Below are 14,652 nucleotides of genomic sequence, written 5' to 3' on the forward strand. Positions count from 1 at the left end.
TTGATTATTATCGTGCGGTTTTTCTAAACTTGAATACAAATCCGATGATAAACGAAACAATCGTCATGATGAACATTGCAGTTGTAATGGTAGTCACACCAGAATTAATGTTCAGAGCATGATAAACTTGTACACAAATTCCAAATGGAACAGCGAAGAACAAGAATAACATACCGAAGACCGCATTCTTCGTATTATAAAGCTCAGTTTTGTGTGCAATGTCTAAAACCTTTAAACTTAAGATCCAAAAAGCACTCGTGATCGACCAGAATAAAAGTATGGAAGAAATAAATGAAGTTGAAGTCAGTCCCATAATTCGTTCAAAGAACAAATTAATATTCCCCCATACCATCACTGTTTGATAGAGTCCTAAAGCAAAAAGCGCCGACAGAAATGTAAATGCAAATCCAAAACCCGATGTAATATGTTTCACCCCAAATATACTCTCCTTCCCCAATTCCGATAAAACGAAACATGATTTTCAAATTATTTTACAATATTTTTTAGAAAATTTAAACCCTTTTGTGCACTTTCATAAAAAATTACATAATTGTGAGGGGTCAGACCCCGGGTCTGACCCCTCACAATTACACTTTTACTAATATGTTTATTTCAGCAAGACATTTTACATAACAACCTATTACGTGCATTTTCAGGTTTACTCTTTTGTAATAAATGGAATATAATGGTTAGGTTTTGCGTTACCCCATTAATTGGGCAGGCGTAAACACATTCAATAGATGGAAGGAGAAATGTTTAATGGATCATACTCAGCCAGGCACAAGTTATTCTAGCGACAGGTTGATCGAAAGTAGCGAACAGGCTAAACTCGGTGAATTCGTAGGAGAAAAAAAGCGAGATTTTTATTTTAGAAAATGGAAGAAAGACAACAGTTGGAACTGGGCAGCTTGTTTATTGCCCCTTTTTTGGTTGGGATACAGAAAAATGCTCAAGCCTGTTGTTTTCATCCTCTTTGGTTTTTTAGCAATTGACATTATTATTTTATTTCTTGGTATTGATGGGGCAGCTATCAGTAGAGGGTTAGGATATGGACTTGCCGGTGCTTTAGGGATAACAGGTAATATGTTTTATAGAAAGCATGCTGAAAAACAAGTGCAAAAAGTTAATCAGCTTTCTATCAGCGAAGAGGAGAAGATGCACGAACTTCGTAAACGTGGTGGCACAAGTGGGAAAGGAGCTTTCTTAGCTGTCTTAATGTTTGTTGGCTATTTAGTGATCACCTTAGGATTGACACTTACTTTCGCATAGTTTACCTATATTATATATAAGGATAACTCGAATATGGAGTTATCTTTTTTGTTTAAATCAAAGTAATTCTTTACGATATTTAGTCTTTAGATACATAAAAAAGAATAACCAAAAAATCACAACGAATATTCGTTGCGACACTTTTGGTAAAATAGAATTTTTTTCTTTTCACGAAAAAATCTTTTCTTTTTTGTTTATGATTTGATTAAGATTCGTCTCTAATAATGCTGCTTTATTTACGATCCCTTTTTCAAATTGTTCAATTGTTGTTTGATCTCCATTACTTTTAACGGGTTCAATGTTAAGAATTTCTTCTAGTTGCATACGCGGCAATTGTTCTTCTGTATCATGATTTAAACTTCTCAAGTAAATAAAAGTATCCATATCTTGATAGTTCAGTTCAATTTCAATGGCTAGTTGGCCTTTCGTGTATAAGAAGGTTGTCTTCCAACGCCCATCTGTATCAACCGGTTCAGAAAATCCATAATCATGTATTAAATAGTCAAAACTTTCTTCCGTAATTGATGAGAATAAATTCATGGTTACACCTCCGTTAAAAATGTTCTACTCTATTATTGATGTTTCATCTAGTTTATCCGTTTTTAAGTCATAAAGATAATACATATTATTTCTCTCTGCTAATACGTTCTCCTCTTTTTCCTTAAATAAAACAAAAACCACCATGGAAAGAACACGGCTGATGCCGTGTTCTTTCCTGGTGGACAAAATCTGTTGTTTTGTTTTTGTTTGGGGTCAGACCCCTTTTATTCTGCTACTTTGGTTACGCGTCCTTCGATCTTCGCTTCCACTGTACCAGCTTTCTTCACGTAATTGATCAACGCATCCAAGTCCGTGATATTAACAGTCGGTTTTTTACCATCTTTCAGCACAGTGAATCCATCTCCACCTGTTGCCATAAAGTTGTTAACCGTTACTGTATAAGTCGCTGCTTTATCGATATCTTTACCGTCAGCAAGTTTTACTTCTTTCACTTGTCCCGAAATTTTCCCGTCAGTACCTGTTTTAGAAGTGTACTTAACCGTTAGACCTGACACTTGAAGAATTTTCGCAGCACCTGTTGACCATTGTTGGTTCAATAAGTCATATACTTGTTGTCCTGTTAGCTCCATCGTTACAAGGTCGTTACCGAATGGTTGAACGTTAAACAGTTCACCCCAAGTGATGTCACCAGCGTTTACACTGTCACGTACCCCACCTGAGTTCATGAATGCTAGCTGTGTTCCAGTTTGAGCAGTCATTGAGTCAGCAATTAAGTTACCCATTGCGCTCTCACCGTGCTCGTTCATCTCTTTGCTGATCTCAGCTGTTGTTTTTCCGATAACAGCATCAAGTCTATCTTTTACTTTGTTGTAAGCAGCATCAACCATCGCTTTGATTTCAGCGTCTGGTGTGATACCTTCATGAACTGTATTTACGATCTCAGCAGATTTCTTCACGATATCACCTGTTTTACCATTGATAAGAAGGTCAATATCAGAGAATGCTGTTCCTGATGAATACGATTGAACAACTAGTTTACGATCGACAACCGCGTTCGTGTATTTATGGTTATGACCTGCATATACGATATCTACTTCGTCATCCATCTTCTCGATCATATCGATCAGCTCACCAGATGCACCTGTTCCATCTGTATTAGAGATTGCAGGTTTGTGTGCAAGAACAACGATCGCTTCAACACCTAGTTCTTTTAACTCTGCAGCATATTTGTTGATTGCTTCTGTTTCATCTGTAAACTTAACGCCTTTTACTCCACTTGGAATAACGATGCTTGGCGTTTCAGTTGTAACAACACCGATGAATCCAATTGGTACACCATCAACTTCTTTAATTACGTAAGGATCTAAGATTGGTTTATTATGCTCGTCAACTACGTTTGCTACTACATAATCAAAGTTTGCACCAGCAAAGTCTCCAGTTGCCTCATGTTTACCACCATTAATCAAGCGTTTCATCTCTTCTACGCCTTCGTCAAACTCATGGTTTCCTAGAGTTCCTACATCAAAGCCTAATTTGTTAAAGATCTCGATCGTAGGCTCGTCCTGTAGAAGAGCAGATGCAGGAGAACTTGCTCCAACCGTATCACCAGCGTGAACTAACAGTGTGTTCTCTGGATTCTCTGCTTCATGTTTCTTAAGGTAAGCAGCTAAATATTCAGCGCCGCCAGCCATTTTGTCTCCAACTTTTTTATATGTGTTAATCTGACCGTGAAAGTCATTCAATCCTAGTAATTGAGCAGAAATGAGCGAGCTATCAAGCAAGTTGTAGATAACTGCTGCACCTTCAGCACGATTTGTAATGTCTTGTGGAGCCAATAAATTCCCAGCTTTACCGTTGATCAGTCCGTTTTGTACACCGACTGCAACAACTTCTTTCGCCCATGAACTTACTTTGTCCATATCAGCAAAATCAGGCGTCTCACCTGCTTCTAATTTAACGTCCATCCCGTATTCATAAGCTCGAACAAGCATGGCGATCATTTCTTCACGAGTTAATGTTTTAGTAGGTTCTAGTTTAGTAGGAGTCGTTCCTTTTACTAGACCAGCTTCATAAGCCGCTGCAATGTCGTTTGCTGCCCAAGCAGGTACATCTGTAAAAGGTGTCTTTTTTGTTGCTTCTGGTAGATCTAGTGCACGCGCAATAATAGAAATGAACTGCGCACGAGTTAGTTTCTGTTCTGGAGCAAATTTGTTGCCGCCAACACCTGATACTAGACCTTCATTAGCGAGCTCGTGGATAACTGAATATGCCCAATGCTTCTCAGAAACATCAGAAAACTTGATCGTTTCCTTCGCACTTACTACGTCTTTCCAAGTGATCGGTGTTGCTAGTACTGAAAGAGCCATAGTGGTTGCTAACATTGTACGGCTTACTTTCGAAATTGATTTTTTCGCCATGCTTATCCCCCATTTGACACAATATTTTGTACTTCCAAAGTTTATTATATATTTACAAAACAATAATGGAAGACCTTTTTTGTAATTTATTTGTTAATCTACTAATTTTAGTTAATGAAGCTCTTAGAGGCATTTTTAATTTATTCATCTAGTAGATATTACAAAATCCCCTTTAAAAACTACCTCTATATGGTAAAATCAAAATTGCAGTAAATTTTTGTCGAAATTATGCTCAAATACCAACTTTTATAAAATGAGGGGAATAAATGGTCTTTAGTAATCTCGTTTTTTTATTCATGTTTTTGCCTATTGTTCTAGCAGCCTACTTTCTGCTGCCAAAGATGTTCAAAAACTTCATATTGTTGCTTGCTAGTCTTATCTTCTACGCATGGGGAGAGCCAAAGTATGTCATCTTAATGCTTGTATCCATCCTTATGAACTATATGTTTGGATTGATGGTACATAAGTTCCGCGACCAGATCAGCTACAAAAAGATGACGATTGCTCTAGCCGTGATCGGGAATATTGGTCTGTTAGGCTACTACAAATACAGCAACTTTTTCATTGAGAATTTGAACAATGTATTTGGTTTAAACATCTCAAATGAACCTTTGCCTTTGCCGATTGGAATTTCTTTTTTCACGTTCCAGGCGATGAGCTATGTGATCGACGTTTATCGTCGTGACGCTGCTGTTCAGTCTAATATTTTTGACTTAGCACTTTATATCGCTCTCTTTCCACAGCTCGTTGCGGGTCCGATCGTCCGATATAACACGGTCGCTGAGGAAATCAAAAAACGCGTGCATAGTTTTGAACTGTTTTCTGAAGGTGTACGCCGCTTTATTATCGGTCTCTCTAAAAAAGTTCTGATTGCAAATCCGATGGGTGAACTAGCAGACACCCTTTTTGCCATGAACCCCGGAGACATGAGTTCTGGAACGGCTTGGCTCGGTATCATTGCCTACACCCTCCAGATTTATTTTGATTTCTCTGGATACAGTGACATGGCGATCGGTCTTGGTAAGATGTTTGGTTTTAACTTCTTAGAAAACTTTAACTATCCATACATTTCACGAAGCGTTTCAGAGTTCTGGAGAAGATGGCACATTTCACTAAGCTCCTGGTTCCGTGATTATGTGTATATTCCATTAGGCGGGAACCGTAAAGGACCTTGGAAAACATATCGAAACCTGCTTATCGTATGGACGATCACAGGTTTTTGGCATGGGGCCAGCTGGACTTTCATGGCGTGGGGCTTTTACTACGGAATCATCATCAGTCTTGAACGACTCGGTTTGAGTAAGGTTTTAGAAAAATTGTGGAGTCCGCTTCAACACGTTTATGTACTCTTGATCGTTATGATCGGTTGGGTGTTCTTCCGTGCTGATAGCTTTGATTACTCGTTCAACTTCATTCAAACACTGTTTGGCATGAATGGAACTCAAGCTCTTGATAACTCAACGTTCCTTTATTTGAACGATTATGGTTACGTGTTTATTTTAGGTATCCTTTTTAGCATGCCTGTTATGGATTGGCTAAGAAAATTGTTATACCGTGAAAATAGTTTTATTGGTAGATGGGCCGTTCCGATTGTGAGTCCCGTTGTTTATATGGCTTTACTTGTATTCGTAACGATGTTCCTAGTGAACTCAACTTATAATCCATTTATCTACTTCCGATTCTAAGGACGCGAGGAGGGAAAAAATATGAAAACAATCAGTAATGTCATACTATCCGTATGTTTTTTAGCATTCGTGTTTGGAATGGCGCTCAAGATGGAGTATACCGAAGACCGCGCAAAATCTTATTATGAGAACCGTGTGCTTGCTAATGAACCGGAAGTGAAGATTCAAAATTTAGCAAATGGCACGTTCGCGAAAGAATATGAAAGTTATTTCAGCGACCAGTTCATTAATCGTGATGAATGGATCAAGATGTACTTGAACTGGCAGAAAATGACGAATCAAACGTATATCTATAAATACTTGATTACAGATGACCGTTGGGTGTTCCCTGAACCGGTTTCAGAGTTTGCCAAACCAAGCTACGATAAAACGATTCAATCGATGAAAGATCTCAACAAATTTACGGCTGAGCGTAATATTGAACTGTTCTACTTTTCGCTGCCAGATCGCAAGAACATCCTAGACATCCCATATCCGTCTTATACAGGACCTAATCTTTCTGAGACGAACAAAAATTATGTACTGTCTAACTTGCCTAAAGAACCTTTGCATGTTGTTGATGTATCAGAATCGTTCAAGAAAAAGTATGATCAAAACGAATTGAAGAAGCTGTTCTTTGTGACCGATCACCATTGGAACACAGTTGGTGCGTTTGAAGGGTATAGTTTTGTACGTAACTATCTAGCCGAAGAATCGTCTAACTTTACGGATGGCAAAGTGGATGAGAAACAATATGACATGAAGTGTTTTAACGAAAAGAAATTTATGGGCGGTTATAACAAGCAACTATACGGAATGATCGACTTAGACCGCGACAAAATCTGTCATATGGTATCAAAAGAATATGATATTTCTAGCTTTGATGTGTACACCGGTCCTGTTACCAAAGAAAAAAAGACCGATTGGAACAAAGTATATGGAAAAGCGTTAAATGAAGAAGAAAAACTCGTAGATTATTCTGGTATTTTTACAGGAGACTGGCGTGAATTAAACATTATCAACCCAGCTAAAAAAGAAGAAGGTAAGCGTGCATTAGTCATCAAAGATTCTTATGCTAATCCGTTGACTCAATTGGTGAGTCAGCATTATTACCAAACAACGTTCTATGATATGCGTTATAACATGGATCGTACCGTGTATGACTTCATAGAAAAGAATGAATACGACACTGTTATCTTCCTATACAACAACGCAAATATGTTTTCTCTTATGTACGACTTTGATCTTTCTGAAAAAGCAGAGCGCGAACGAAAAGAAAAAGAGCAGAATAAAAAGAAAGAAGATCAAGTCTATTAAATGTGAAAAAGCCCTGCCGGTTTGGCGGGGCTTCCTTTATAGGGGTGAGGTGATATGTTGCGTTGCCGATAACTCGTTAACAATTGGAATATCTACCGGATTCATGTTAGGTGGCAGTTTATGAAGGGGGAAAAATTGCAGAGCCGATGTCTCTTTGTTGTCAGGCTTTAGAACGCCTTCGTAATTTTTGCATACGTAAGCTGATACCACATTGTAAACCTCATCTCCATGCGGATATTGATAATAAAATTCTGGGCCAGAAAAGATGTTAAGTATGGTTAATTCATTTGCAGTCAATCCGGTCTCTTCAAACAGTTCTCTTCTTGCTGTATCTTCTAACCCCTCTCCTGGTTCTAATGAGCCACCCGCCAGACCCCACATATGATTATCCGTTCTTAATTGTAAAAGCAATTCGTTCTTTTCGTTGAGCAGCAGCACACAAGCTCCTACCATGATGAGCGGACGTGTGCCCACTACTTTTCTGAGTTCCTGAATGTATCCCATAGATAAAAGCTCCTTTTTCATTATAGACTTCTTACACTTCTCTAAAAAAACCATCATACCTCTTCTGTTTTGTGACTTTTCGGACTGTGAAGTTTTATAGGGTTATATTACGATGGAAATAATAATATAGACATAAAAGTTGAGGGTGAACGAATGAAAAAACGATGGTTATTATGTGGTGTGGTTACCGTGGTGTTGATGAGTATACTTGCAAAACCAGCAATAGCAGCTGATTTTCCGCGTCAGAAACTGATCTCGAGTAAGTTTTTTAACGAATCTCAGATGATGATTGTAGAATCAAATGGCTGGGATACGAAATACGCAAAGCTTTCTACATACGAAAAAGTAAATGGTGTTTGGACGAAAGTGTTCAACGATATGCCTGCAATGATCGGTTATAACGGCTTTGCACGTGTGATGAAAGAAGGCGGTGGCGCTTCTCCGACAGGCATCTATAACATGGGATTGGGATTTGGTTCTGTAGCAAAACCAGCTAACAGCACTTACCCCTATCGCGTAACCACTTCTTATGATTATTGGGTGGATGATGTTACGTCTCCTGATTATAACAAGTGGATCAGTTATAGCGGTGATCCTACAAAGCGATGGAAGTCATTCGAACGGATGAATCATCCTCTATACAAATATGGGGCAGTCATAAAATATAATGAAAATCCAATAGTAGCAGGCAAAGGAAGTGCCATCTTTCTCCATATGTGGAAAAGCTCCTCCTCAGCAACAGCAGGATGTGTAGCCGTATCTGAAGTAAACATGAAAACCTTGTTGACCTGGATGGATTCAAAGAAAAAACCATTGATCGTGATGGGACCTACTTCTGAAATCGATGGATATTTGTATGCGCGAAATGAGAAACTACCTGAAGTCGGCATAATGATTAACGGTGTGAAGAAAAACTTCGACCAACCTGCTGTATCTGTCGATAACCGTACGCTGGCACCGTTTCGAGGCATCGGAGAAGCACTAGGTGCGAAGGTAGAATGGAATGCTGCCACTGAAACCGTAAAAGCAGTACGAAATGGTACTACGGTTGAGTTAAAGTATCTTTCGAATGTTGGTAAAATTAATGGCAAGAGTGTTCAGTTAGATACAGCTTTGATCAGTATCAATAACCGAATGGTCGTCCCTGTAAGATTTTTCGCCGAAGCATTTGGAGCTGATGTGAAGTGGGATGCTTCTAGGAATTTAGTAGTGATTAATGATTGAGTTTGAGTGAATTTAGATGGGTTAAGATTTATGTGGTTATTTCGACGGAAGTGAAAAAGTGTGAATTTGGAAGGAAAAACCCTCCATGTCAGCGGATGTGTCCGCCCGACGTGGAGGGTTTTTACGTTTTTGTATTTGTGTGGGGTCAGACCCCTAAAGTTCTGAACGTGTCTGGGCGCTCCGTTGATTTGCCGAAGTAATGCAAGATCGCTTCAGCGATTCTACGGCTCGCTTCACCATCACCATAAGGATTTGAAGCTTTTGACATCGCTTCATAAGCAGCATCATCTGTTAGCAATTCCTTCGCTAATCCATAGATCGTTTCTTCGTCTGTTCCTGCAAGCTTTAGTGTACCTGCATCGATGCCTTCAGGTCGCTCTGTTGTATCACGAAGCACAAGAACAGGAACGCCTAGTGAAGGTGCCTCCTCTTGTACACCGCCGCTATCCGTTAGAATGATGTGCGCACGTGATGCAAAGTTGTGGAAATCTACTACTCCAAGCGGTTCGATCAAATGAATACGGTTATCGTCCTTAAGGATCTCATCCGCTACTTCACGAACAGCTGGATTTAAATGTACAGGGTAAACCACTTGTACATCGTCATGCTCGTTCACTAATCGTTTGATTGCACGGAACATGTTGCGCATCGGATCACCTAAGTTTTCACGACGGTGAGCTGTTAGCAAGATCAATCGATCGTTACCTAATTTATCAAGAACTTCATGTGTGTAATCTTCTTTTACCGTTGTCTTCAACGCATCAATCGCTGTGTTCCCTGTTACATAGATGCTGTCGCCAGACTTGTTTTCATTCAGTAAGTTTCTAGCCGCAGTATCTGTTGGAGCAAAGTTTAAATCTGAAATAACGCCGGTTAGTTGACGGTTCATTTCTTCTGGATACGGAGAGTATTTGTTCCACGTACGAAGTCCCGCTTCCACGTGTCCGACTGCAATCTTGTTATAAAATGCTGCAAGACTCGCCACAAACGTTGTCGTCGTATCTCCATGAACAAGAACGACGTCAGGCTTCACTTCTTTCATGATTTCATCCAGACCTTGAAGTGCACGAGTCGTTACATCTATTAACGTTTGACGATCCTTCATGATGTTCAGATCATGATCAGGTGTTACCCCAAAGATCTCCAAAACTTGGTCAAGCATTTCACGGTGCTGTGCCGTAACCGTTACAATGGATTCAATCTGTTCGTTATATTTTTCTAACTCCAACACAAGCGGTGCCATCTTAATCGCTTCTGGTCTTGTACCGAAGATCGTCATTACTTTAACTTTTTCAGCCATTTAAAAATTCTCTCCTTTAATCAGGACATATGTATACCATTATGGGCGATTTACCCTCATTTCATGCTACTTCTTCATACGTATCCCGTCAATAGTTATCCTTTTCACAATCAAGAGCCATACATATACTTCGTTAATAAGGTTGTTATTCCTATCGGTCACTAGAAATTTTGAAGAATTTCCCTCTTAAACACTATCAAATAAAAAAAATCCGCCTCACTAAAAGGCAGATTTGTTCAGTATTATTTGAACACATTATAAACATGCTCTGACCATAATTTATAGCCTTCTTCATTTGGAACTAGATCATCTGTCACATATTTTTTGAGTTCCTCTGAATCAACGTCTGGCCAAGCTACCCAATGATCGAGATAAGGAATGCCCTTCTCTTTTGCATAAGCCTCTAACGCACTTACTTGAGTCGCATACTTAACCGGTTGATAGATCGGATTAGATGGCTGAATGACAATAATCGCCTCAGAATTTGTAAATTTAATATCATTAATCATTTTACCCAACACATAAAGAGTATCATCGATTGAGACACCCTCATTATCGTTCATCAGAACTGGCTCAATAAGGACAACATCTGTTTTCTTTTTAACTAGCTCCGCATAGCTATTTTGGCTAGTTAACTCTAAACTATTAAATTTTCCGAAGCTCGTAGTTCCAACAGTCACATCTTTACCGTACGCCTCGTTCATTTTTGCTGTAAAAAGTGTAGCCCAATTGCCAGCTTCTGTCGTCGTTAACGATGATCCGACAAGCGTAAGATTCAAGCTTTCACCCGCTGCTTTTTTCTTGTTGTATAGATCAGCGATTCCAGCAGGAGCATTACCAAAATGCTCTACTTTCTTCTCACTAGCCGCTGTTTTCTCCGTTTCTGTCTTCACATTTGGAGCTTTTGCTAGTTCTAGTTTTGCCGCATATGCTGTTTCTTCTAATTTATTATTGTAATAAAAATGCCCGCCAATCACACTCGTAACACATGCAACCATAATAAACACTGTTAAAAATCGACGCTTCTTCACCCGTCCCAACCCCTTATATAGTCTATCACTATAATAATGGGTAAAATTTTCTATTACAAGAAAATTGTTGAAAAATGTAGACTTTTGGTGCAGGGAAATTCGTTTATTTCTAGAATTCGAATGTATATAAAGGAGAGTGATTCAATGAAATGATTATGAAAGAGCGTTGTACACCAGTTGTTGTCTCCGGTTTACAATTACTTTTAACACGACTGCTGCCACACTATCCTCTGAGAACTTACTTGGAAGATGAACTCGCCAAGTATTTGTCAGGTTATAAAGGCGAGCAATCCATTGATTTTCACATGAAGCACTTACCTCAAAAAGAGTATTTAATTTTTCACAACCTCCGTATTCCTCATAACGACTCGTATTTCCAACTCGACATTCTAATCCTAACTCCATATTACTTTTTCATTATTGAAGTTAAGAATTTTTCTGGCAAACTCTATTTTGATCAAGACTTATTCCAACTTATTAGAACTTACAATGGCATTGAAGAAGCATTCGCAGATCCTATTTCACAGTTGAAAAGGCAGCGTTATTGTTTACTGGATTGGCTGAAGAATCATCTTTATTCGGAGATCCCTGTTGAAGCTGTTGTTGTCATAAGCAATCCTCAAACGCAAATTAAAGTCTCCCCCGGCCGCTCGAAAGTTTACAAATGGATTACTCACAAAATCAATCTTCCAGAGAAGATTCGTTATTTTGACCAGAAGCATACAGAGGAACGGCTCTCGATGAAGGATTTACGTAAGCTTTCTAAGGGGCTTTTGAAAGCACACACTCCCTCTATCCCAAATCTGCTGCAAAAGTATCAAATTTTAGAAGATGATATCGTGAAAGGTGTAGCCTGTCCTAGTTGCGGTTTAATTCCAATGATCAGGAATACAAGAAAGTGGTTCTGCCCTTCGTGTAAGTGTTACTCAAGATCAGCACACATTCAGGCATTGAAAGACTACTCTCTTCTTTTCGGCCCCACGATTACCAATAGTCAGTTTCGTGACTTTATTCAGCTAGAATCACGGACAATAGCTAAGAAATACCTTTTGAGCATGGACTTACCGACGTCTGGAGAACTGCGTCATAGAAAGTATCATTTGGATTTTGATGATTGGAGAGATTAAAGAGATGGGGTATTAGGGGTGGATGTGATGATGTGATGATGTGATGTTGGATCTGGTTTGACCCATAGAGGTTGGTGTTTGACCCATAGCAGGGCCGTTTTGACCCATAGAATTTGGTTTGACTCATAGGACATTCATTTTGACTCATAGACCATTCATAACGACTCATAGGATGGTGATTTTGACTCATAGAACTTTGGTAACGACTCATAGACTTCTATAAAAATCGATCAGCATAAAAAAAGAAGCTCCTTGCTTAGCAAGGGGCTTCCTTCGATCTATGATTTCTGCTGATGATCTTGGAAAACCTTCTTCACCTTTGGCACCAAATAGTGACTGCCGCCTCTTCCCTTCACATCTTCAATCATCATCGTGACTAAAAGGGACGGATTCTCAGTGTTATACGCTACAAACCAGCCTAGCTCCATACCGTTTTTGTCTTCTTTACTGGCTTTGAGTTCAGCCGTTCCTGTTTTCCCAGCAAGCGGCAGCTTCGCCATGTAGGCATCATGAGCCGTTCCAGCAGAGTTCGAGACCACTTTCGACATATCATCTCGAAGGATCGCTGCCGTTTCTTCAGATATCACATTTTCCTTTAAAACAGCCGGCTGACCTGCCGCTTCATCTTGAAGAATCTGCGGTTTCAAAAGATTTCCGTTATTTAAAAATGGCGTATATGAAATTCCGAGGTGAAGTGGACTCATCTCGATCTTTCCTTGACCATATCCGCTATCTGCTAGCTGGACTTCGGTCATTCCTTCTTCACCAATTGTAGATGGATTCGCGAGTGGCAGATCTTCGCCAAATCCGAACTTTTTCAAGCCGTTCACGAACGGTTCTTGTCCGATCTTCAGTGCAGCTTGAGCAAAATAAATGTTGTCTGAGTAGATCAAAGCTTTTTCAAGGTTCACACTTGGAACGGCACTAACACGAGTTACCGTATACCCGCCCCATGATTTATCTTTTTGCCACGACTTACCGTTCACGTTTATGACATCGCTCGGATTGAGTGTTCCGTTCTCCATTCCGATTGCAGCTGTTATTGGTTTCAATACCGATCCAGGTGCATACGTGTATACGAAACGATTGAGCTGTGGATTTTTCGGATCGTCACTCCACTTTTTTCGTACCGCTTCTGTCAGGCCGAGTGTGTATTCATTCGGATTGTACGAAGGACTATTTACAAGCCCCAGCACTTCTCCCGTTTTTGGGTGGATGGCAGATGAAGTTCCAACATCCCCTTGAAGTTGAGCATAGATAGATTTCTGCACGTCGCTATCAATCGTCGTTTTCACGTCTTTACCGTTTACAACCTCATTCTCTGCGACAACCGCTTTTTCTTCTTTTTCACTCGTAAGTACTTTAATGACACCGCCCGCTTGACCGCGAAGCTGTTCTTCATACAATCTCTCGAGTCCGGCTTTACCGACAAAATCTTGCGCGATATATCCTTTACCTTCTAACTTCTTCAGGTCATCAGCATTTACTTGTGCGATATAACCTGTTAGATGGGCTGCCGCTTCTCCTAGCGGATACAATCTCGTTTCGGCTTTTGGTGACTGCACACCTTCTAGTGCTACGGCTTTTTGAATATCTGGGTTATCGGTTTGCATCTTCTTAATTGGAACACTATATTCAGGTTTGACCCAAGGCTGATCCAGTTTTTTCTGAACTTCTTCAGGTGTCATGCCTAAGATTTTTGCGAGTGGGACGATTGTTTTGCTTTGGTCTTCCGGCAGTTCTTGAGGAACGATCGATACCTCATAAGCTGTTCCGTTAAACGCTAGCGGATTTCCTTCACGGTCTAAAATCGCTCCACGTTTTGGCGCGGTGGATGAAGCAGAGATTCTATCTCCTTCCTTCATCTGTGGGAAGATATGTGACGGATTCCACTCCACTCTCCAATTCTCTGTATCTTCTTTTTCTTCTAGATTCAGTTTTATGTTATGCGTGTAGTCCACCGGACCCGCGAGTGTGTTCATTTTTACAGAATACGAGGTTTCAGCCTTTTCTTCTTGTTTCTCGTTTTGTTTCACTTTCCCTGAAGCTTTAACCTTAAGATCTACAGCTTCAATGCCACTATAAATAGTAGTATAACGATCTACGAATTCTTTTTTCGAGATGGCTTTCTTAGACTTTGAATCTAGCATGTCATACATACTCTCAAAATCTTGCTTCTGCCACGCAGACATATACTTCTCCACCGTTGATTCTGGCTTTGGCGGTTCAGAACACGCCGTCAAAAAGACAAAACAAAGTGCTGCTAATACGAGGATTTTATAAAAATTCTTCAAAAAC

The 14,652-nt window shown here is 39.8% G+C and carries 12 protein-coding genes; 5 read left to right on the forward strand and 7 right to left on the reverse strand.

The annotated features are described in order from the left end of the window. Window positions 1-7 precede the first annotated feature (7 nt). Window positions 8-433 (reverse strand): hypothetical protein, encoded by a 426-nt coding sequence (locus P4V41_RS03220; RefSeq protein ID WP_198768440.1) that lies wholly within the window; start codon window positions 431-433, stop codon window positions 8-10. A 326-nt stretch (window positions 434-759) separates the two neighbouring features. On the opposite strand from P4V41_RS03220, the gene P4V41_RS03225 reads away from it, so the two are divergent. Beyond that, window positions 760-1,269 (forward strand): DUF2628 domain-containing protein, encoded by a 510-nt coding sequence (locus P4V41_RS03225; protein ID WP_328083386.1) that lies wholly within the window; start codon window positions 760-762, stop codon window positions 1,267-1,269. Window positions 1,270-1,437: 168 nt separating this feature from the next. On the opposite strand, the gene P4V41_RS03230 is transcribed toward P4V41_RS03225, so the two are convergent. After that, window positions 1,438-1,809, reverse strand: coding sequence for a hypothetical protein (locus P4V41_RS03230; protein WP_328083387.1), 372 nt, complete (start codon window positions 1,807-1,809; stop codon window positions 1,438-1,440). Between the two features lie 224 nt (window positions 1,810-2,033). Further along, on the reverse strand, window positions 2,034-4,187 hold the full coding sequence (locus P4V41_RS03235; protein WP_328083388.1) for a 5'-nucleotidase C-terminal domain-containing protein: 2,154 nt from the start codon (window positions 4,185-4,187) through the stop codon (window positions 2,034-2,036). A 266-nt stretch (window positions 4,188-4,453) separates the two neighbouring features. Between P4V41_RS03235 and P4V41_RS03240 the strand changes: the two genes are divergently transcribed. After that, window positions 4,454-5,872, forward strand: coding sequence for an MBOAT family O-acyltransferase (locus P4V41_RS03240; protein ID WP_328083389.1), 1,419 nt, complete (start codon window positions 4,454-4,456; stop codon window positions 5,870-5,872). A 21-nt stretch (window positions 5,873-5,893) separates the two neighbouring features. Next, window positions 5,894-7,168 carry a DHHW family protein gene (locus P4V41_RS03245; protein WP_328083390.1) on the forward strand — a complete coding sequence of 425 codons (1,275 nt, stop codon included), beginning with the start codon at window positions 5,894-5,896 and terminating at the stop codon, window positions 7,166-7,168. Window positions 7,169-7,204: 36 nt separating this feature from the next. Here the strand turns inward: P4V41_RS03245 and P4V41_RS03250 are convergent, their stop codons facing one another. Then, window positions 7,205-7,672 (reverse strand): NUDIX hydrolase, encoded by a 468-nt coding sequence (locus tag P4V41_RS03250; protein ID WP_328083391.1) that lies wholly within the window; start codon window positions 7,670-7,672, stop codon window positions 7,205-7,207. Window positions 7,673-7,825: 153 nt separating this feature from the next. On the opposite strand from P4V41_RS03250, the gene P4V41_RS03255 reads away from it, so the two are divergent. Further along, the gene (locus P4V41_RS03255) at window positions 7,826-8,896 is read left to right on the forward strand and encodes a stalk domain-containing protein (RefSeq protein WP_328083392.1); all 1,071 of its coding nucleotides are present in this window, start codon (window positions 7,826-7,828) and stop codon (window positions 8,894-8,896) included. A gap of 145 nt (window positions 8,897-9,041) precedes the next feature. On the opposite strand, the gene wecB is transcribed toward P4V41_RS03255, so the two are convergent. Both wecB and P4V41_RS03265 read right to left on the reverse strand, forming a co-directional pair. After that, complete coding sequence (gene wecB, locus P4V41_RS03260; RefSeq protein ID WP_198768448.1) at window positions 9,042-10,196, reverse strand: non-hydrolyzing UDP-N-acetylglucosamine 2-epimerase; 1,155 nt, start codon at window positions 10,194-10,196, stop codon at window positions 9,042-9,044. Window positions 10,197-10,438: 242 nt separating this feature from the next. After that, window positions 10,439-11,227, reverse strand: coding sequence for an SGNH/GDSL hydrolase family protein (locus tag P4V41_RS03265; RefSeq protein ID WP_328083393.1), 789 nt, complete (start codon window positions 11,225-11,227; stop codon window positions 10,439-10,441). A 149-nt stretch (window positions 11,228-11,376) separates the two neighbouring features. Here P4V41_RS03265 and P4V41_RS03270 point away from each other — a divergent pair, with 149 nt between their 5' ends. Then, on the forward strand, window positions 11,377-12,354 hold the full coding sequence (locus P4V41_RS03270) for a nuclease-related domain-containing protein (RefSeq protein ID WP_328083394.1): 978 nt from the start codon (window positions 11,377-11,379) through the stop codon (window positions 12,352-12,354). Between the two features lie 278 nt (window positions 12,355-12,632). On the opposite strand, the gene P4V41_RS03275 is transcribed toward P4V41_RS03270, so the two are convergent. Continuing rightward, a complete protein-coding gene (locus tag P4V41_RS03275; RefSeq protein ID WP_328083395.1) occupies window positions 12,633-14,648 on the reverse strand; it encodes a penicillin-binding transpeptidase domain-containing protein in 2,016 nt (671 codons plus the stop codon). Window positions 14,649-14,652: the final 4 nt, after the last annotated feature.

Origin of the sequence: Fictibacillus nanhaiensis, from assembly GCF_036213205.1 — a bacterium.
Taxonomy (GTDB): Bacteria; Bacillota; Bacilli; order Bacillales; family Fictibacillaceae; genus Fictibacillus; species Fictibacillus nanhaiensis_E.